Origin of the sequence: Rhizobium hidalgonense (assembly GCF_005862185.2) — a bacterium.
In the GTDB taxonomy this organism is placed as follows: domain Bacteria; phylum Pseudomonadota; class Alphaproteobacteria; order Rhizobiales; family Rhizobiaceae; genus Rhizobium; species Rhizobium hidalgonense.
In genome coordinates this window covers 2,607,028-2,624,934 of record NZ_CP054027.1, presented here as the reverse complement: position 1 = coordinate 2,624,934, position 17,907 = coordinate 2,607,028, and the positions used below count along the sequence as shown (strand labels likewise).

Below are 17,907 nucleotides of genomic sequence, written 5' to 3'. Positions count from 1 at the left end.
CATGAAACTCAATGAAATTAAAGACAACGAAGGCTCGACTCACAGCCGCAAGCGCCTCGGCCGCGGTATCGGCTCGGGCTCGGGCAAGACCGGTGGTCGCGGTGTGAAGGGTCAGAAGTCCCGTTCGGGCGTCGCCATCAACGGCTTCGAAGGCGGCCAGATGCCGATCTATCGTCGCCTGCCGAAGCGCGGCTTCAACAACATTTTCGCTTCCGATTTTGTTGTTGTATCGCTGGCTCGCATTCAGGCGGCGATCGACGCCGGCAAGCTCGATGCCAAGGCGACCGTCGACGCAGCTGCTCTCAAGGCAGCCGGCGTGATTCGTCGCGCCAAGGACGGCGTTCGCGTTCTCGGCGACGGCGAGCTCAAGGCAAAGATCACCATCGTCGTTGCAGGCGCTTCCAAGCCTGCCGTCGAGAAGATCGAAAAGGCCGGCGGCGCCGTGACGCTGCTTTCGGCTCCGGCTGCAGCCGAATAATAATCTGATGATATATCGCCCGGGGTGCTTCACACCGGGCGATTTTGCTCCCATATGTGGGCCTCACAAAAACTTGGCTGGCGCGCCCGCGTCATGCCGGTAAGACTAAAACAAGGGTGAGGCATGGGGTTGCGCTGCAATCCGTACTGAACCCGGTTTTGAATAATTTTCATACTGATTCCGGGCCGGCCTATCCCTAGAGACGCCGGAATTGGTAGCGCGGAGAATCGCATGGCTTCTGCAGCGGAACAATTGGCATCCAACCTCAATTTTTCGACCTTTGCCAAAGCCGAGGATTTGAAGAAGCGCCTGTGGTTCACACTGGCAGCTCTCCTCGTCTACAGGCTCGGCACCCATATTCCGCTTCCGGGCCTCAATCCCGAAGCCTATGCCCAGGCTTTCCGCGGCCAGTCAGGCGGCATTCTCGGCCTTTTCAACATGTTTTCGGGCGGCGCCGTGCAGCGCATGGCGATCTTCGCGCTCGGCATCATGCCCTATATCTCTGCTTCGATCATCGTGCAGCTGATGACATCGGTCGTGCCGGCGCTCGAAAACCTTAAGAAGGAGGGCGAGCAGGGCCGCAAGATCATCAACCAGTATACCCGCTATGGCACGGTCATCCTCGGTGCGCTCCAGGCCTACGGCATTGCCGCCGGTCTTGAGAGCGGCCAGGGCCTCGTCGTCGATCCGGGCTGGTTCTTCCGGGTTTCCACCGTTCTGACGCTGCTTGGCGGCACGATGTTCCTGATGTGGCTCGGCGAGCAGATCACCTCGCGCGGCATCGGCAACGGCATCTCGCTGATCATCTTCGCCGGCATCGCCGCCGGTCTTCCGACAGCTCTTGCCGGCACGCTCGAGCTCGGCCGCACCGGCGCGCTGTCGACCTTCCTCATCCTGCTTGTCATCATCGTCGCGATCGGCGTCATCGGCGTCATCGTCTTCGTCGAGCGGGCGCAGCGCCGGCTGTTGATCCAGTATCCGAAGCGCCAGGTCGGCAATCGCATGTTCCAGGGCGATACCTCGCACCTGCCGCTGAAGCTCAACACTTCGGGCGTCATTCCGGCGATCTTCGCCTCGTCGCTGCTGCTGCTGCCGGCAACGCTTGCGGGCTTTGCCAACAACACGGCAATGCCCTCCTGGGCGACGTCGATCGTTGCGGCGCTCGGCCATGGCCAGCCGCTCTACATGGTGCTCTATGCGGCGCTGATCGCCTTCTTCGCCTTCTTTTATACGGCCATCGTCTTCAATCCGAAGGACACGGCCGACAATCTGAAGAAGCATGGCGGCTTCATTCCCGGCATCCGCCCTGGCGAGCGCACCGCCGAATATATCGACTATGTGCTGACCCGAATCACGGTGATCGGCGCGATCTATCTCGTCTTCGTCTGCATCCTTCCGGAGATCTTGGTGTCGCAAACCGGCATTCCATTATCCCTTGGTGGGACTTCGCTTTTGATCGTGGTTAGCGTAACTCTTGATACGGTTGCACAGATCCAGGGTCACCTGATCGCGCAGCAATACGAAGGCCTGATCAAGAAATCGAAGTTGCGTGGAGGAAAGAGGGGGCGATGAGACTTATCCTTTTAGGGCCGCCGGGCGCGGGTAAGGGAACCCAGGCCCAGCGGATCGTGGAAAAGCACGGCATTCCGCAGCTTTCCACGGGGGACATGCTGCGCGCAGCGGTCAATGCCGGCACGGATGTCGGCAAGCGCGCCAAGGCGGTGATGGATGCCGGCAAACTTGTCTCGGATGAGATCGTCATCGCCATCGTCTCCGAGCGAATCGATCAGCCCGATTGCGCCAACGGCTTCATTCTCGACGGTTTCCCGAGGACGCTCGTCCAGGCGGATGCCACCGAAGCGATGCTGAGGGCAAAGGGTCTCAGCCTCTCCGTCGTCGTCGAATTCCGTGTCGACGATGAGGAACTGGTCCGTCGTGTTGCAGGTCGCTACTCCTGCGCACAGTGCGGCAGCGTCTATCACGATACCGATAAGGTCCCGGCTGCCGAAGGCGTGTGCGACAAGTGCGGTTCCACGCACTTCAAGCGCCGTCCTGACGACAACCCGGAGACCATGACGGCTCGGCTGCAGGTCTACTACAAGGAAACTTCACCGCTGATCGGCTATTACCATGCCAAGGGCAAACTCAGGTCCGTAGACGGCATGGCGGAGATCGATCAGGTGACGGCCGAGGTGGAAAGCATTCTTTCCAAGCTTTAAGGCTTTGAAAATAAACTTGGCGGAACGGTTGCTTTTCAGCACTGATTCCGCTAAACACCGCGCCAACTCGCGACATTCCATGCGATCGGCGCGGATTTCCCAGGGAAGTCCGGGTGCGGTCGTTTTGACATGTTGCGGACGTAAATCTGAACGAGCGGTTCCAAAGACCGCATAACGAAGCCCACTTGCCGGATGGCAACTGGAATGCAAGGAGAACAGGCGTGGCACGTATCGCTGGCGTCAACATCCCGACTGCGAAGCGCGTTGTTATCGCGCTGACCTACATTCACGGGATCGGTCCGAAATTCGCACAGGAAATCGTCGAGAAGGTCGGTATCCCGGCTGAACGTCGTGTGCACCAGCTGACGGACGCTGAAGTCCTTCAGATCCGCGAAGCCATCGACCGCGACTATCAGGTCGAAGGTGATCTTCGTCGCGATACCGCGATGAACATCAAGCGTCTGATGGATCTCGGCTGCTACCGTGGCCTGCGTCATCGCCGCGGCCTTCCGGTCCGCGGTCAGCGCACGCACACCAATGCCCGCACCCGCAAGGGTCCGGCAAAGGCAATCGCCGGCAAGAAGAAGTAATTTCCGGGAAACCGGGGTGGGGAGGCTGGCGGTTAGCGCCGGCCTCTTTTGAGTTTGGAGCGGGACCATATAGGCGCCGTTCCGGTGTAGCCGCTGGCATTACGGCGGTGAAGAGATCAACGAAAGGAATACCATGGCTAAGGAAGCCGTCCGCGTTCGCCGTCGCGAGCGCAAGAATATCTCGTCGGGTGTCGCTCACGTCAACTCGACCTTCAACAACACGATGATCACCATCACCGACGCGCAGGGCAATGCGATCGCTTGGTCGTCGGCTGGCGCCAAGGGCTTCAAGGGCTCGCGCAAGTCGACCCCGTTCGCGGCCCAGATTGCTGCCGAAGACTGCGCCAAGAAGGCTCAGGAACACGGCATGAAGTCGCTGGAAGTCGAAGTCTGCGGTCCGGGTTCGGGTCGTGAATCGGCTCTGCGCGCGCTCCAGGCTGCAGGTTTCATGATCACGTCCATCCGCGACGTGACCCCGATCCCGCACAATGGCTGCCGTCCGCGCAAGAAGCGCCGCGTCTGATCATCGCTCTCGTCACTGGTGAGCGCCTCGGCGCTCCCGGTGGTTTTCAAGCTCGGTTGCCACGATTGGATGGTGGCAACGAACGGAAGGCAAACTCATGATTCAGAAGAACTGGCAGGAACTGATCAAGCCGAACAAGGTGGAGTTCTCTTCAAGCTCGCGCACCAGGGCGACGCTTGTTGCCGAACCGCTGGAGCGCGGCTTCGGCCTGACCCTCGGCAATGCGCTTCGCCGCGTTCTGCTCTCCTCGCTGCGCGGCGCTGCCGTCACGGCGGTGCAGATCGATGGCGTGCTGCATGAATTCTCCTCGATTCCGGGCGTCCGCGAAGACGTCACGGATATCGTGCTCAACATCAAGGAAATCGCCATCAAGATGGATGGCGACGACGCAAAGCGCATGGTTGTGCGTAAGCAGGGCCCGGGTGTTGTGACGGCTGGCGACATCCAGACGGTCGGCGATATCGAAATCCTCAACCCCGAGCATGTCATCTGCACGCTCGACGAGGGCGCCGAAATCCGCATGGAATTCACCGTCAACAACGGCAAGGGCTACGTTCCGGCCGAGCGCAATCGTGCGGAAGATGCTCCGATCGGTCTCATCCCGGTCGACAGCCTTTATTCGCCGGTCAAGAAGGTGTCCTACAAGGTCGAAAATACCCGCGAAGGACAGGTTCTCGACTACGACAAGCTGAACATGACCATCGAAACCGATGGCTCGATCACCGGCGAAGACGCCGTCGCTTTTGCGGCGCGCATCCTCCAGGATCAGCTTGGCGTCTTCGTCAACTTCGACGAGCCGCAGAAGGAAACCGAAGAGGAAGCAGTCACCGAACTCGCTTTCAACCCGGCTCTCCTGAAGAAGGTGGACGAACTCGAACTGTCGGTCCGTTCGGCAAACTGCCTGAAGAACGACAACATCGTCTACATCGGCGACCTCATTCAGAAGACCGAAGCAGAAATGCTCCGCACACCGAATTTTGGTCGCAAGTCGCTGAACGAAATCAAGGAAGTTCTCGCTTCCATGGGCCTGCACCTCGGCATGGAAGTGCCGGCATGGCCGCCCGAGAACATCGAAGATCTCGCCAAGCGTTACGAAGACCAGTACTGAGAAAACAAAAGGCAGGCTCTTTCGGCTGCCTTTCCCCGTCAAACAGCAGGCCGATCGCCTGCATGTGCCAGGAAACGGCAGGCCCAGTTAACGTAAGGGCACCTGCATTAAAGGAGAATAGCAATGCGCCATGGTAAAGCCGGCCGCAAGCTGAATAGAACTGCAAGCCACCGCAAGGCGATGTTCGCCAACATGGCGGCTTCGCTGATTACCCACGAGCAGATCGTCACGACCCTGCCGAAGGCCAAGGAAATCCGTCCGATCGTCGAGAAGCTCGTCACGCTCGGCAAGCGCGGCGACCTGCATGCTCGCCGTCAGGCGATCTCGCAGATCCGCGATGCTGCCGTCGTTTCGAAGCTGTTCGACACGATCGCAACGCGTTACGCCACCCGCAACGGCGGCTACCTGCGCATCATGAAGGCCGGCTTCCGCCAGGGCGACAATGCCGCCATGGCCGTTGTCGAATTCGTTGATCGCGACACCTTCGCCAAGGGCGCAGCCGACAAGGCCCGCGTCGCTGCCGAAGAGCAGGCCGTCGCCGCTTAAGGTTTCCGCTCCGTCGGATAGAAACAGCCGGGCTCACAAAGCCCGGCTGTTTTCGTTTGTGCGGCGGTCACGGATGAAAGCGACGCCAGCCTGAGATGGCAGGCAGCACCTCTCGAAAATTCGATATCTCCACCTCAACCGTCCGATGATACAGGTCAGGTTCAAGTGCGCGAAATCATCCAAACTCGCTCTCAAGCGCAGTTCCTTCGCCTTGCAGCTCTGCTTGTGGTGATCGTGCTTGGGCTGGCACTCAGACGGTTCGGCTATGCGGTCGATCTGCCCTTCGTCGTCGTCAAATATGGTGGATCGGCACTCTGGGGGGCGATGGTCTATCTGCTGGTGGCGCTGATCGTTGCACGGTCCCGGCCGGCAGTCCTTGCCATCGTCGCGCTGTTCATCGCGATCTCAGTGGAATTGTTCCGGCTCTATCACACGCCATGGCTCGACGCGTTTCGGCTGACCACGGCAGGCGCGCTGCTGCTTGGCCGGATATTCTCACTGTGAATATCTGGGCCTATGCAATCGGCATCGCCGCGGCCTGGGCCTTCGATCCCGCCCGTCACCCGGCCATTTCTCCTCGCCGATAAGGCGGCCGTCTCACGAAGCTGACGCCATCGCGCGATTGCGCGTCCGCCCCTGACCCTTTTTCCGGCTGCGTGCGATCGGGCGCCAGGAGCGGTAGAGAATGAGCGCGATGATCAGCCCGACATAGATATATTGCTCGAGATCGAGGATCTTGGTCGAGAGCGCAAAGTGCAGCGCCCCGCAGGCGGCGATGAGGTAGACGAGGCGATGCAGCCAGATCCAGCTCTTGCCAAGCCTGCGGATCGAAAGATTGTTGGACGTCACCGCCAGCGGAATAAGCATCGCAAGTCCGGCCATGCCGAACATGATGAAGGGCCGCTTCAGCACGTCGTTGATGACGGCATGAATATCCATCGCCTGGTCGAGCACCATGTAGACGGTGAAATGCATCAGCGCGTAATAGAAGGTCAGCAGGCCGAGCGCCCGGCGGTAGCGCAGGTAATTCCAGCCGAGGAGCTCGCGGGCAGGGGAAACGGCAAGTGTTGCGATCAGGAAGCGGATCGTCCAGATGCCGAGGAAAAGCTCGAAGGTCTTGACCGGATCGGCGCCGAGCTGATCGGTCGCGCCGAGATAGAAGGTCCAGGCAGCAGGCACGAGGCCAACGACATAAAGCAGCCAGACGGAGGCGGGCTGCCAGCGCTTCGGGATGGCGAACGACAATTCCGCCATCAGAAATTCGCCTTCAGATCCATGCCGGCATAGAGGCTCGCCACCTCGTCGGCATAGCCGTTGAAGGGCAGGGTGGGGTGGCGGCTTGCGCCAAAGAAGCCGCTTTCGCCGATGCGCCGCTCGCTCGCCTGGCTCCAGCGCGGATGGTCGACGGTAGGGTTGACGTTGGCGTAGAAGCCGTATTCCTGCGGGTTGGTCACCTGCCAGGTATTCTTCGGCTGCTGGTCGGTGAGGGTGATCCTGACGATCGACTTGATGCCCTTGAAGCCGTATTTCCACGGCACCACCAGACGGATCGGCGCACCATTCTGGTTCGGCAGCGTTTCGCCGTAGAGCCCGACGGCAAGCAGCGTCAGCGGATGGCGCGCCTCGTCCAGCCGCAGGCCCTCGACATAGGGCCAGTCGAGCGATTGGAAGAAGCCCTTCTGCCCCGGCATCTCGTCGGGCCGCACCACGGTTTCGAAGGCGACATATTTGGCGCTGCCGAGCGGCTCCACCTTGTCGAGCAGCGCTGCCAGCGGAAAGCCGTCCCAGGGAATGACCATCGACCAGGCCTCGACGCAGCGCATGCGGTAAGTGCGCTCCTCGATCGGGAATTCCTTGATCAGCGCCTCGAGGTCGAAGGTGCCGGGTTTGTTGACCATGCCGTCGACCTTGATCGTCCAGGGCAGGGGCTTGAAATCGCCGGAATTGGCTGCGGGATCGCCCTTGTCGAGGCCGAACTCATAGAAGTTGTTGTAGGTCGTGACGTCCTTGATCGGCGTCGGCTTCTCGTCGACCTTGTACTTGCTCTCGACGGCGGAAAGCGCAGCCGCACTCGCCTGGCCGGCGCTGTAGAGCGCCATGGCGCCAAGTGCTGCCGCGCCCAGGAATTCACGACGGCGCAGGTAGATCTGGCGCGGCGTGATCTCCGACGGCGCGATCTTGGGGGGGCGATAGCTGGGCATCTCGAAAACCTCCAGGGCGGATTTCCTGAATATAGTCTCTAAACGAACCGCCCGCATATTCGGATTAGTGTCTATGCCTTGAATAACACCGCCGGGAAGCCAATTTTTTGTGTTCGGCTGTGATGGAATAGGCTGTAACCAAACCGCTCGCCGAACCGTAAATCAGCAATGGCGCTCAAGGCATCTCCAGGCAGCGTACCGGATTTGGCCTTGCCGGTAGTGACAGCCCCCGTCGATTGGATTAGGACAATTCCAAAAGCACCGTTGCCCGGCCGCAGGCTCAATGCCGCCCCGTTTCGCCTGATGATTTCCGACATGTCGAGGAAGATACCGATGCCAGCCTACCGTTCCAGAACCACGACCCACGGCCGCAACATGGCAGGCGCGCGCGGCCTTTGGCGCGCCACGGGCATGAAGGATTCGGATTTCGGCAAGCCGATCATCGCGGTGGTGAATTCCTTCACCCAGTTCGTACCCGGCCACGTCCACCTGAAGGACCTCGGCCAGCTCGTAGCCCGCGAGATCGAGGCGGCCGGCGGTGTCGCCAAGGAATTCAACACGATCGCCGTCGATGACGGCATCGCCATGGGCCATGACGGCATGCTCTATTCGCTGCCCTCGCGCGAACTCATCGCCGACAGCGTCGAATACATGGTCAATGCCCATTGCGCCGACGCCATGGTCTGCATCTCCAACTGCGACAAGATCACCCCCGGCATGCTGATGGCGTCGCTGCGCCTCAACATCCCGACGGTCTTCGTCTCCGGTGGTCCGATGGAAGCCGGGAAGGTCGTGCTGCACGGCAAGACGCACGCGCTCGACCTCGTCGACGCGATGGTCGCCGCAGCCGATGACAAGATCAGCGATGAGGACGTCCAGACCATCGAACGCTCGGCCTGTCCGACCTGCGGTTCCTGCTCCGGCATGTTCACCGCCAATTCGATGAACTGCCTGACGGAAGCGCTCGGCCTGTCGCTGCCCGGCAACGGCTCGACGCTCGCCACCCACGCCGACCGCAAGCGCCTCTTCGTCGAGGCTGGCCATCTGATCGTCGATCTCGCCCGCCGTTACTACGAGCAGGACGACGTCAAGGCCCTGCCGCGCACCATCGCCTCGAAGCAGGCCTTCGAGAATGCCATGGCGCTCGATATCGCCATGGGCGGCTCGACCAATACGGTCCTGCACATCCTGGCTGCCGCCCATGAGGGCGAGATCGATTTCACCATGGCCGATATCGACGCGCTGTCGCGCCGGGTGCCGTGCCTTTCGAAGGTCGCGCCGGCCAAGAGCGATGTTCATATGGAAGACGTCCACCGCGCCGGCGGCATCATGTCGATCCTCGGCGAACTCGAAAAGGGCGGTCTGCTCAACCGTGATTGCCCGACCGTGCATGCCGAGACGCTGGGCGATGCGATCGACCGCTGGGATATCACCCGCACCAACAGCGACACCGTCCGCAACTTTTATCGGGCCGCCCCCGGCGGCGTCCCGACCCAGGTCGCCTTCAGCCAGGAGGCCCGCTGGGACGAACTCGATACCGACCGCCAGAACGGCGTCATCCGCTCGGTCGAGCATCCCTTTTCCAAGGATGGTGGTCTTGCCGTGCTCAAGGGCAACCTCGCGGTCGACGGCTGCATCGTCAAGACGGCCGGCGTCGATGAATCGATCCTGAAATTCTCCGGCCCGGCCCGCGTCTTCGAAAGCCAGGATGCCTCGGTCAAGGCGATCCTCGCAAATGAGGTGAAGGCCGGCGACGTCGTCGTCATCCGCTATGAAGGCCCGAAGGGCGGCCCCGGCATGCAGGAAATGCTCTATCCGACGAGCTATCTGAAGTCGAAGGGCCTCGGCAAAGCCTGTGCGCTGATCACCGACGGCCGCTTCTCCGGCGGCACCTCCGGCCTGTCGATCGGCCACGCCTCGCCGGAGGCGGCCAATGGCGGCACGATCGGCCTGGTGCGCGAAGGTGACATGATCGATATCGACATCCCGAACCGCACGATCAGCCTGCGCGTCAGCGAGACCGAACTTGCCGCCCGCCGCGCCGATCAGGACGCCAAGGGCTGGCATCCGACAGAAGTGCGCAAGCGCAACGTCACGACGGCGCTGAAGGCCTATGCGGCCTTCGCCACGAGTGCCGACCGCGGTGCCGTGCGTGATCTGAACGCGCGCTGAGCGGTTTCGAACCTACGATCCGCTGATTAAGAGTCAGCTGCTCTCGCAACCGGTCGCTTTCAAAGCGGCCGGTTGATGTTTTTGTAGGTCTCGCCGAGCTGCTTCAGCCGCTCATCATAGGCAGACTTGATACAGACGGCATCCGTCGCGCATTCCTGTCGTTTCTTCAGCCATGCGGTCTGCTCGTCCTGCAATGTCCCGCGCGAGCCCATCGCCAGCAGACCGGAGAGCAGTTCGAAGGTCGTCACCATTTTCACGTCGGCATCGTTGAGCGCGCGGTTGTCGCAGATCGTCTTTTCGTCCGGCTTCAATTCCTTTGCATCGCAGTCGAAGCTTGCCGCCATAGCCATATCCGACGCGAAGATCGAAATCGCAAAACCAAAACCCATCATCACCGCTTTTGCCGTCATCATTCCTATCCCTGTTGCTTCCGGTCAAACCAGTTTGCGCAATGCCAGAGCCAGGAAGATGATGCAGGTAAGCCAGACGGCAAGGATGAAGATCAGCCCGGCCCGGCCGGAAGGGCGCTCGATGCGTCTTGCCGCCTCGGCACGAAGCTCGCTCATCACCTCAGCCGGGACAAGCCGCGTCGCCAGCAGGATGCCAAGCGGCACGATCAGCAGATCGTCGAGATAGCCGAGCACGGGAATGAAATCGGGGATGAGATCGACGGGTGACAGCGCATAGGCGGCAACGGCGCCGGCCACCGCTTTCGCATACCAGGGCACGCGCCGGTCTCTGGCTGCAAGCCACAGGGCGACGATGTCACGCTTCAGTGACTTCGCCCAGATTTTGGCCTGTGATATCAGTTGCATGGACAATCTTCCTGAATCAAGTTCGCAGCGACTTCAAGACATTCCTTTGCCTTATTCTTCCATGCTTCCGCCCTCTTTCCTTTCTAGCGTCTGACGCTACAACGTTGCTCAAGAGGATTCAAAAAGGATACCCATGCAAGGCCTGTTCAAACGCGCCTCCGTTTCGCTGTTGGCTCTGACACTGCTTCTGCCGGCTGCGGCTGAAGCGCAAACGGCAAAGACCGTGCCCGAGAGCCAGATGCAAATGCAGCTCTCCTTCGCGCCGCTCGTCAAGCAGACGTCGGGCGCCGTCGTCAATGTCTATGCGGAGAAAACCGTCCAGCGGCAGTCACCCTTTGCCGGCGACCCCTTCTTCGAGCAGTTTTTCGGCCAGCAGATGCCGAACCGTTCGGAGAAGCAGTCATCGCTCGGCTCTGGCGTCATCGTCGAGGCGAACGGCACTGTCGTGACGAACAATCACGTCATCGAAGGCGCCGACGACATCAAGGTGGCGCTGACGGATGGCCGCGAATTCCCCTGCAAGGTGGTGCTGCGCGATGACCGCGTCGACCTCGCGGTGCTGAAGATCGATACCAAGGAGAGTTTTCCGACATTGCCGATCGGCAATTCCGATGCGGTCGAGGTCGGCGATCTTGTCCTGGCGATCGGCAATCCCTTCGGCGTCGGACAGACGGTGACGAGTGGCATCGTCTCGGCACTTGCCCGCAACCAGGTGGTGAGGAACGAGTTCGGCTTCTTCATCCAGACCGATGCCTCGATCAACCCTGGCAATTCCGGCGGCGCCTTGATGAACATGAAGGGCGAACTGATCGGCATCAACACGGCGATCTTCTCGCGCGGCGGCGGTTCGAACGGCATCGGCTTTGCCATTCCCGCCAATCTCGTCAAGGTCTTCCTCGCCTCGGCCGATGCCGGCGTCAAATCCTTCGAACGACCCTATGTCGGCGCGAGCTTCGATGCCGTGACTTCGGAAGTCGCCGAAGCGCTTGGGCTCAACAAGGCGCGCGGCGCGCTGGTCGTCAAGGTTTCGGAAGGCGGACCGGCGGCCAAGGCCGGATTGAAGGCCGGCGAAATCGTCACCGCCGTCGACGGCATCTCCGTCGAGCATCCCGACGCCTTGCTGTATCGCCTGACGACGGCGGGTCTCGGCAAATCGGTCAAGCTCACCGTCATCGAGAATGGCCGCGTGGAGCAACTGCCGCTGACGCTCGACCGCGCCCCGGAAACCTCGCCGCGCGACCAGCGCACCATCGGCGGACGCACCCCCTTTAGCGGCGCAGTCGTCGAGAACCTGTCGCCGCGGGTCGCCGACGAGCTGCGCATGCCGCCGGAATCGGCAGGCGTCGTCGTATCCGAGGTGAAAGAGGATTCGCCGGCCGCCCGTCTCGGTTTTGAGCCGAAGGATATCATCGTCTCGATCAACGGCACGGAGGTGAAGTCGACCAGCGAACTGTCCCAAATCGCTGACAGCGACCCCGGCCTCTGGCGGGTCGAGATCGAGCGCGATGGTCAGCGCATCCGGCAGTTCTTCCGATGAGCAACGATCTCTTCGCGCCGCGTGTTCCGGAGGAGGTGGCCGCCAGGCGGCCGCTTGCCGACCGGTTGCGGCCGAAGACGCTTGCTGATGTCACCGGCCAGGAACATCTGACCGGTGAAGACGGCGTCCTGAAAAGGATGATCGAAAGCGGCTCGCTCGGCTCGATGATCTTCTGGGGCCCGCCCGGCACCGGCAAGACGACGGTGGCGCGGCTGCTGTCCGGCGAGGCGGGGCTGGCCTTCGAGCAGATATCGGCGATCTTTTCCGGCGTCGCCGATTTGAAGAAGGTGTTCGAGACGGCCCGCCTGCGGCGAATGGATGGCCGCCAGACGCTGCTCTTCGTCGACGAGATCCATCGTTTCAACCGCGCCCAGCAGGATAGTTTCCTGCCTGTTATGGAGGACGGCACCGTCATCCTCGTCGGCGCTACCACCGAAAACCCGTCCTTCGAGCTCAACGCCGCTCTCTTGTCGCGGGCCCGCGTGCTGACCTTCAAGTCGCATGACGAGGAGAGCCTGGAGGAATTGCTGAAGCGCGCCGAGGCGATCGAGCAGAAGCCGTTGCCGCTGACCGAAGAGGCGCGCATCAGCCTGATCCGCATGGCCGATGGCGACGGCCGCGCGGTGCTGACGCTGGCCGAAGAGGTTTGGCGCGCCGCGCGCGAGGGCGAGAGCTTCGATACCGAGGGCCTGACGCGCATCGTCCAGCGTCGCGCCCCCGTCTACGACAAGGCGCAGGACGGCCATTACAATCTGATCTCGGCGCTGCATAAGTCCGTGCGGGGTTCGGATCCCGATGCCGCGCTCTATTATCTCGCCCGCATGTTCGATGCCGGTGAGGATCCGCTTTATCTCGGCCGGCGGCTGGTGCGCATGGCGGTGGAAGATATCGGCCTTGCCGATCCGCAGGCGCTGGTGATCTGCAACGCCGCCAAGGATGCCTATGAGTATCTCGGCTCCCCCGAAGGGGAACTGGCGCTCGCCCAGGCCTGCGTCTATCTCGCCACCGCGCCGAAATCGAATGCCGTCTACACCGCATTCAAGGCGGCAAGCCAGGCCGCCAAGCAGAACGGCTCGCTGCTGCCGCCCAAGCACATCCTCAATGCGCCGACCAAGCTGATGAAGGGCGAAGGCTACGGCGAGGGTTACCGCTACGACCATGATGAACCCGACGCCTTTTCCGGCCAGGATTATTTCCCAGAGAAGATGGGCCGCCAGACCTTCTACGATCCGCCGGAGCGCGGCTTCGAGCGCGATATCCGCAAGCGGCTGGAATGGTGGGACAAACTTCGCAAGGAGCGTAAGCCGCGCTGACGCGCCTGGGCGCCTGTTCTTGGCAAATGGGGCTTAGCCGCCAAGCGCGATCGCTATTGCCACCAGCAGCAATCCGAGACACGTCATCGTCATCCCTGCATAAAAAGGCCTGCCGCCTGAGAACTTCGCCCACGCATAGCCCGTCACAAACAGCAGCAAGATCAGAAACAGGTTGCTGATTCTCAGCGCAAGGTGCGCACTGTCAATGAGAAGGAATGGGATAACGGCGGGAATTGATGTGGCCGAGACCAGAGCGAAGACCGCGATAGCGGCAAACAGATCACCTTTCGGTAGGGACGCCTTCACAGGATCGGCCCGGCATGCAAGCGTCAGGAGTGATCGATAGAGCGCGTCCGCGTCGGCGCCCTTTGCAGAGAACGGTGCTTCTTCGATCGGGAATTCTTTCGCGAGCAGCTTGAGCGCCGCAGACTCGCTTCTGGCTGCTTTGATTTGCCGAAAAAGGCGAAGCCGCCTGCTTTTGTTAAACGTCGTCCCCAGGAAGAACAAGACGGCGTCGATGATCCCCCAAGCGACGTTGCAGCCGATCGTCGCGACGATCAGATCGTGGATATCTAACCCTTCTTTTGCAAAAACCAGCCTCGAACCGACCGTCCAGGTCAGCGCCATAATCAATCCGAAGAGGACTTCACCGAGCGCATCGCCGGGATCGATGATCTTGGTGATGCGGCCGATCAGGTTCGAAGTCATGGACTACTTCCCAGTGACGAAGATCATAGCCTGCTATTGCTGTCGGGGCATGAATGGCGATCCCACTTGCCGCTGGCGGCGCCGCGGCGTGGGTAGGCTTACCACCGTAACTGTGATCGGCCCGGCAGCCGGATTCATTGATCGTGATCAAAGATCGGCACTATTGGACGTGTCTTGATCGCGGTTTTCTGCGGAGCGCGTGGAGACGCGGTGCTGTAAAGCTCAGGAAGCCCGCGGCGTCTTCTGATTTGGCGGCCCGGCGATCACCTTGACGGAAGAGTCCGCCAGCCCGTGATGGCCTTCCATATCGACGACGATATGCCAATGGCCGCTTTCCGGAACGGCGATCTTGATCGGCGATTTGCGTGCCACGCCGCCGATATACTTGAAATCGAGAACCTCGGTGAAGCGCTGGAAATTCGGCGCCGTCATCAGCCGAACATTGTTCACCGCATTCAACGACACCTCGACGATCGTTCCGGCGCGTTGTTCCTTGAGATCGTAATGGGTGAAGCGGAAGTTCGGTTTCGGCATCGGTCTCGTTGTGTCTGAAGTCCTGTGACGAGATTTTACCAGTATGCCGGTTAAGGAAAAGTTGGAAATCGATCTGAAGGCCCGATCGGAGAAATTTCGAGGCACAGTGTCGGAAACGCCGGGCCGCCGCCGTCCTTGCGATATCCAAGCAAAAACGGAGCAAGGACATGTCGAAGATGAGGCTGATTTCGATGATCGCAACCGCTGCCGCATTCCTGGCGGCGCCCGATATGGCAGGCGCCGGTGGCGCGGCTGGTATCGAGGAAAAGGCGGTCGCACCGATCGTCAGGAAGGGAAGTCTGCCGGTCAACGGCATCGACTATTATTACGAGATCCGCGGCGAGGGCGAACCGCTGCTGCTGCTTCACGGCGGTCTCGGACAGATCGAGATGTTCGCGCCTGTCATGCCTGTTTTCACCGACCACCGGCAGGTGATCGCCGTCGATCTGCAGGGCGATGGCCGCACGCCGCTCGGCAAGCGGCCGATCGACCTTGCGGCAATCGGCGCCGATCTTGCGATCCTGGCGAAGCAGCTCGGTTACGACAAGCTCGACGTCTTCGGCTATTCCTTTGGCGGCGGGGTGGCGCTAAACATGGCGGCGAACGCGCCCGACCAGGTGCGCCGCCTGGTGATCCTCTCGGCGCCCTATGCGCAGAACGGCTTCTTCCCGGAGATGTTGCCGCAGCAGGCGGCCGTCGGCGCCGGCATGGCCGAGATGATGAAGGACACGCCGATGTTCCTCTCTTACAAGGCGGTGGCGCCCGACGTTTCCGAATTTCCGAAGCTGCTCGACGCCATGGGTGCGCTGATGCGCGAACCCAAGGATTATAGCGATGCCGTCGCCAGGCTCACCGTGCCTGTCATGCTGATCTACGGCGATGCCGACATGATCCGCCCCGAACACATGATCGATTTCTACCACAAGCTCGGCGGCGGCCTGCGCGATGCCGGCTGGATGCGCGAGAACATGTCGAAGAATCGGCTGGCGATTCTGCCCGATCTCACCCATTACGAGACCTTCGCTTCGCCGCTGATGGCGAATGTAGCGATGAATTTCCTCGACGGCGGCGGCAAGGCGCCGAACTGGGCCGAGCAGGTTGGGAAATAAGCGAGAGCGGCCGGATTTATCCCGGCCGCACTATCCCGCATCAGCTGCCGCGCCGGTTTTCCCGGTCCAGCTGCGTCACCAGCGCCAGGATGGTTTCCGATACCGGGGTCGGCACGGCAGTCAGGCGTCCGAGCGCCACCAGCATGCCCACCAGCGGCGTGATTTCGAGCGGCTTGCCGCCCATCAGATCCTGCAGCATTGATGTCCGAACGCCGCCGATGTGGCGCGATTGTTCCAGCCGCTGCTCGACTGTCATGGAAAAGTGCGCGCCGAGCGCATCGCCGACCGCGCGCACTTCCTTCATGACTTTGCTCACCATGTCCATCAGCGCCGGGTCCGCCAGGATGTCTGTCATCAGCGCCCGGGTCAGAGCGCTGATCGGGTTGAAGGCGGCGTTGCCCATCAACTTGCTCCAGATTTCGCTGCGGATTTCCGGCGTGGTCGTAATGTTGAGATCGGCGCCGGTCAGCACCGCTGCTATGGCCTCCAGATCGGCAGACATTTCGCCGGAGGGCTCGCCGAGCACGAAGCGGCCTTTGTGGGAAAGCTGGATCTCACCCGGGTTGACCACCTCAGCGCCTTGATAGGCGACGCAGCCAATCACCCGCTCCGGCCCGATCAGCCGCCAAATCCTGCCGCCTGGATCGAGTTCGTCGAACTGCAGTTCCGCATGCCTGCTATTGGTATCGCGATGGAAATACCACCACGGAATGCCGTTGAGGATCATGACGACACGGGTGCCCTGCTTCAGGAGACCGGCGATACCCTCGGCGGCGGCCGCCAACTGATGCCCCTTGAGACCGGTGATGACGAGATCCTGCGGCGGCAATGTCGTTGGATCGTCGGTCGCCGTCAGGCGAACGTTGAGCGGCGTTTCCGCATCGGCTTCGCGCAGGCTGAGACCATGCCTGCGGATGGCGTCGAGATGCGCCCCGCGCGCGACGACAGAGATGGTGGCGTCGTTTCCGGCTCTGCGGGCGAGCTTGGCGGCAATAGCGCCGCCGAGGGCGCCGGCGCCATAGATAGAGATGGTTTTTATCGGCATGCATCGCCTCTTCATGGTCGTGGTCGAACCTAGACTTAGGTCATCCCCAGCATAAGGGGAATGTTGATTTTGCCGCTTCAGACCGAGACCGTTGCCTCGCTCGGAAAATCCGTCGACAAAGCAAGCTCACGCCAGGCGGCTAGTTCCTTTTCGACGCTGGCATGCTGCGCCTCGATCATTGCCACCGTATCGCTGCCGAAGGGCATGCGTAGCGGCGGGTTGGCCGAATTGACCATCGTCACGATGCCGGCAGCGAGTCTGGCGGGATTGCCGGGCTGGGCATGATTGGCGTCGGCGGCGAAATTGCGCATGTTGCCGGCCGGCGTGCCTTCGTAATCGGCGATGGAGGCCGGGCTGATCGCCAGCGACGTGTCGGCGAGGAAGTCCGTGCGGAAGAACCCGGGCTCGATGATCGTCACCTTGATGCCGAAAGGTTCGAGTTCGGCCGCCATCGATTCCGACAGGCCCTCGACGGCGAATTTCGTCGAGCCGTAGATGCCCCAGCCGGGATAGCCGAAGTAACCGCCGATCGAGGAGAAGTTCAGCACGTGGCCGGAACGCTGGCGGCGCATATAGGGGAGCACCGCGCGCGTCACCTTCAGCAGGCCGAAGACATTCGTAGCATAGAGCTTTTCGATCTCTTCGGCGGTGGCTTCCTCGACGGCGCCGAGCAAGCCGTAGCCGGCATTGTTGGCAAGAACGTCGATGCGTCCGAAGCGAGCGATGCCGGCAGCCGCGGCCTCTTTTGCCTGTGCCTCGTTGGTGACGTCAAGGGCGACGGCAAGCAGGTTCGGATGATCGCCGAACTGCTCGGTCACGGTCTTCGGGTTGCGGGCGGTGGCGATGACGGCATCGCCGGCGGCGAGGGCTTCCTTGGTCATCAGCGCGCCGAAGCCGCGGGATGCACCGGTGATGAACCAGACTTTCATGACGAATTCCTTTCGGGCTGCTTTGTTTCGTTTGCGTCGCATCTCTGTGCCGACGGGGTGAATTTGACCGAAAATCCGCT

20 protein-coding genes and 1 pseudogene are annotated in these 17,907 nt (G+C 61.3%); 12 read left to right on the top strand and 9 right to left on the bottom strand.

The genetic code is table 11. The annotated features are described in order from the left end of the window. Position 1: 1 nt before the first annotated feature. From rplO to FFM81_RS12590, 8 genes and pseudogenes are all read left to right on the top strand, one after another. On the top strand, positions 2 to 478 hold the full coding sequence (gene rplO / locus FFM81_RS12625) for a 50S ribosomal protein L15 (RefSeq protein ID WP_003573778.1): 477 nt from the start codon (positions 2 to 4) through the stop codon (positions 476 to 478). A 231-nt stretch (positions 479 to 709) separates the two neighbouring features. Further along, entirely contained in the window at positions 710 to 2,050 is a 1,341-nt protein-coding gene (gene secY / locus FFM81_RS12620) for a preprotein translocase subunit SecY (protein WP_097537345.1), read from the top strand. Continuing rightward, entirely contained in the window at positions 2,047 to 2,697 is a 651-nt protein-coding gene (locus FFM81_RS12615; RefSeq protein ID WP_003578673.1) for an adenylate kinase, read from the top strand. Before secY ends, FFM81_RS12615 begins: the two co-directional genes overlap by 4 nt. Before the next feature lie 221 nt (positions 2,698 to 2,918). Further along, positions 2,919 to 3,287 (top strand): 30S ribosomal protein S13, encoded by a 369-nt coding sequence (gene rpsM / locus FFM81_RS12610; protein ID WP_003573772.1) that lies wholly within the window; start codon positions 2,919 to 2,921, stop codon positions 3,285 to 3,287. Positions 3,288 to 3,420: 133 nt separating this feature from the next. Beyond that, positions 3,421 to 3,810, top strand: a complete 390-nt coding sequence (gene rpsK / locus FFM81_RS12605) for a 30S ribosomal protein S11 (protein WP_003547577.1) — start codon at positions 3,421 to 3,423, stop codon at positions 3,808 to 3,810. 97 nt (positions 3,811 to 3,907) lie between these two features. Next, positions 3,908 to 4,918 (top strand): DNA-directed RNA polymerase subunit alpha, encoded by a 1,011-nt coding sequence (locus tag FFM81_RS12600; protein ID WP_003547579.1) that lies wholly within the window; start codon positions 3,908 to 3,910, stop codon positions 4,916 to 4,918. Between the two features lie 123 nt (positions 4,919 to 5,041). Next, the gene (rplQ, locus tag FFM81_RS12595) at positions 5,042 to 5,464 is read left to right on the top strand and encodes a 50S ribosomal protein L17 (RefSeq protein ID WP_003573769.1); all 423 of its coding nucleotides are present in this window, start codon (positions 5,042 to 5,044) and stop codon (positions 5,462 to 5,464) included. Between the two features lie 165 nt (positions 5,465 to 5,629). Next, positions 5,630 to 6,051, top strand: a pseudogene (locus FFM81_RS12590) (ribosomal maturation YjgA family protein). Positions 6,052 to 6,061: 10 nt separating this feature from the next. Here the strand turns inward: FFM81_RS12590 and msrQ are convergent. The 3 genes from msrQ to FFM81_RS12575 form a co-directional block, all read right to left on the bottom strand. Beyond that, entirely contained in the window at positions 6,062 to 6,718 is a 657-nt protein-coding gene (msrQ, locus tag FFM81_RS12585; RefSeq protein WP_003573766.1) for a protein-methionine-sulfoxide reductase heme-binding subunit MsrQ, read from the bottom strand. Next, positions 6,718 to 7,665 carry a protein-methionine-sulfoxide reductase catalytic subunit MsrP gene (gene msrP / locus FFM81_RS12580; RefSeq protein ID WP_138386473.1) on the bottom strand — a complete coding sequence of 316 codons (948 nt, stop codon included), beginning with the start codon at positions 7,663 to 7,665 and terminating at the stop codon, positions 6,718 to 6,720. Before msrP ends, msrQ begins: the two co-directional genes overlap by 1 nt. A gap of 71 nt (positions 7,666 to 7,736) precedes the next feature. After that, a complete protein-coding gene (locus FFM81_RS12575; protein ID WP_138386474.1) occupies positions 7,737 to 7,982 on the bottom strand; it encodes a hypothetical protein in 246 nt (81 codons plus the stop codon). A 16-nt stretch (positions 7,983 to 7,998) separates the two neighbouring features. Between FFM81_RS12575 and ilvD the strand changes: the two genes are divergently transcribed. Then, positions 7,999 to 9,837, top strand: a complete 1,839-nt coding sequence (gene ilvD, locus FFM81_RS12570; protein ID WP_138386475.1) for a dihydroxy-acid dehydratase — start codon at positions 7,999 to 8,001, stop codon at positions 9,835 to 9,837. 59 nt (positions 9,838 to 9,896) lie between these two features. On the opposite strand, the gene FFM81_RS12565 is transcribed toward ilvD, so the two are convergent. Both FFM81_RS12565 and FFM81_RS12560 read right to left on the bottom strand, forming a co-directional pair. Beyond that, complete coding sequence (locus FFM81_RS12565; RefSeq protein WP_138386476.1) at positions 9,897 to 10,250, bottom strand: lysozyme inhibitor LprI family protein; 354 nt, start codon at positions 10,248 to 10,250, stop codon at positions 9,897 to 9,899. A 21-nt stretch (positions 10,251 to 10,271) separates the two neighbouring features. Next, positions 10,272 to 10,652, bottom strand: a complete 381-nt coding sequence (locus FFM81_RS12560) for a YkvA family protein (protein ID WP_003573761.1) — start codon at positions 10,650 to 10,652, stop codon at positions 10,272 to 10,274. Between the two features lie 133 nt (positions 10,653 to 10,785). Between FFM81_RS12560 and FFM81_RS12555 the strand changes: the two genes are divergently transcribed. Both FFM81_RS12555 and FFM81_RS12550 read left to right on the top strand, forming a co-directional pair. Continuing rightward, positions 10,786 to 12,189 carry a DegQ family serine endoprotease gene (locus tag FFM81_RS12555; protein WP_138386477.1) on the top strand — a complete coding sequence of 468 codons (1,404 nt, stop codon included), beginning with the start codon at positions 10,786 to 10,788 and terminating at the stop codon, positions 12,187 to 12,189. Then, positions 12,186 to 13,502 (top strand): replication-associated recombination protein A, encoded by a 1,317-nt coding sequence (locus FFM81_RS12550; protein ID WP_025415918.1) that lies wholly within the window; start codon positions 12,186 to 12,188, stop codon positions 13,500 to 13,502. Before FFM81_RS12555 ends, FFM81_RS12550 begins: the two co-directional genes overlap by 4 nt. 33 nt (positions 13,503 to 13,535) lie before the next feature. Here FFM81_RS12550 and FFM81_RS12545 read toward each other — a convergent pair whose 3' ends face one another. Both FFM81_RS12545 and FFM81_RS12540 read right to left on the bottom strand, forming a co-directional pair. Continuing rightward, entirely contained in the window at positions 13,536 to 14,210 is a 675-nt protein-coding gene (locus tag FFM81_RS12545) for a VIT1/CCC1 transporter family protein (RefSeq protein WP_138386478.1), read from the bottom strand. Between the two features lie 222 nt (positions 14,211 to 14,432). After that, the gene (locus FFM81_RS12540) at positions 14,433 to 14,744 is read right to left on the bottom strand and encodes a DUF1883 domain-containing protein (protein ID WP_003573753.1); all 312 of its coding nucleotides are present in this window, start codon (positions 14,742 to 14,744) and stop codon (positions 14,433 to 14,435) included. A 167-nt stretch (positions 14,745 to 14,911) separates the two neighbouring features. On the opposite strand from FFM81_RS12540, the gene FFM81_RS12535 reads away from it, so the two are divergent. Continuing rightward, positions 14,912 to 15,853, top strand: coding sequence for an alpha/beta fold hydrolase (locus FFM81_RS12535; RefSeq protein ID WP_138386479.1), 942 nt, complete (start codon positions 14,912 to 14,914; stop codon positions 15,851 to 15,853). 40 nt (positions 15,854 to 15,893) lie between these two features. On the opposite strand, the gene FFM81_RS12530 is transcribed toward FFM81_RS12535, so the two are convergent. Both FFM81_RS12530 and FFM81_RS12525 read right to left on the bottom strand, forming a co-directional pair. Beyond that, positions 15,894 to 16,898 (bottom strand): ketopantoate reductase family protein, encoded by a 1,005-nt coding sequence (locus FFM81_RS12530; protein WP_025415921.1) that lies wholly within the window; start codon positions 16,896 to 16,898, stop codon positions 15,894 to 15,896. Positions 16,899 to 16,975: 77 nt separating this feature from the next. Beyond that, on the bottom strand, positions 16,976 to 17,827 hold the full coding sequence (locus FFM81_RS12525) for an oxidoreductase (protein ID WP_003573746.1): 852 nt from the start codon (positions 17,825 to 17,827) through the stop codon (positions 16,976 to 16,978). Positions 17,828 to 17,907 lie beyond the last annotated feature (80 nt).

Coding starts and splice junctions, on each gene's coding strand:
- rplO (WP_003573778.1), top strand. CDS start 2: ATGAAACTCAATGAAATTAAAGACAACGAAGGCTCGACTCACAGCCGC.
- msrQ (WP_003573766.1), bottom strand. CDS start 6,718: ATGGCGGAATTGTCGTTCGCCATCCCGAAGCGCTGGCAGCCCGCCTCC.
- FFM81_RS12615 (WP_003578673.1), top strand. CDS start 2,047: ATGAGACTTATCCTTTTAGGGCCGCCGGGCGCGGGTAAGGGAACCCAG.
- FFM81_RS12535 (WP_138386479.1), top strand. CDS start 14,912: ATGTCGAAGATGAGGCTGATTTCGATGATCGCAACCGCTGCCGCATTC.
- FFM81_RS12540 (WP_003573753.1), bottom strand. CDS start 14,744: ATGCCGAAACCGAACTTCCGCTTCACCCATTACGATCTCAAGGAACAA.
- secY (WP_097537345.1), top strand. CDS start 710: ATGGCTTCTGCAGCGGAACAATTGGCATCCAACCTCAATTTTTCGACC.
- FFM81_RS12555 (WP_138386477.1), top strand. CDS start 10,786: ATGCAAGGCCTGTTCAAACGCGCCTCCGTTTCGCTGTTGGCTCTGACA.
- FFM81_RS12600 (WP_003547579.1), top strand. CDS start 3,908: ATGATTCAGAAGAACTGGCAGGAACTGATCAAGCCGAACAAGGTGGAG.
- FFM81_RS12550 (WP_025415918.1), top strand. CDS start 12,186: ATGAGCAACGATCTCTTCGCGCCGCGTGTTCCGGAGGAGGTGGCCGCC.
- FFM81_RS12530 (WP_025415921.1), bottom strand. CDS start 16,898: ATGCCGATAAAAACCATCTCTATCTATGGCGCCGGCGCCCTCGGCGGC.
- FFM81_RS12545 (WP_138386478.1), bottom strand. CDS start 14,210: ATGACTTCGAACCTGATCGGCCGCATCACCAAGATCATCGATCCCGGC.
- FFM81_RS12525 (WP_003573746.1), bottom strand. CDS start 17,827: ATGAAAGTCTGGTTCATCACCGGTGCATCCCGCGGCTTCGGCGCGCTG.
- rpsK (WP_003547577.1), top strand. CDS start 3,421: ATGGCTAAGGAAGCCGTCCGCGTTCGCCGTCGCGAGCGCAAGAATATC.
- ilvD (WP_138386475.1), top strand. CDS start 7,999: ATGCCAGCCTACCGTTCCAGAACCACGACCCACGGCCGCAACATGGCA.
- FFM81_RS12560 (WP_003573761.1), bottom strand. CDS start 10,652: ATGCAACTGATATCACAGGCCAAAATCTGGGCGAAGTCACTGAAGCGT.
- FFM81_RS12565 (WP_138386476.1), bottom strand. CDS start 10,250: ATGATGACGGCAAAAGCGGTGATGATGGGTTTTGGTTTTGCGATTTCG.
- FFM81_RS12575 (WP_138386474.1), bottom strand. CDS start 7,982: ATGTCGGAAATCATCAGGCGAAACGGGGCGGCATTGAGCCTGCGGCCG.
- msrP (WP_138386473.1), bottom strand. CDS start 7,665: ATGCCCAGCTATCGCCCCCCCAAGATCGCGCCGTCGGAGATCACGCCG.
- rplQ (WP_003573769.1), top strand. CDS start 5,042: ATGCGCCATGGTAAAGCCGGCCGCAAGCTGAATAGAACTGCAAGCCAC.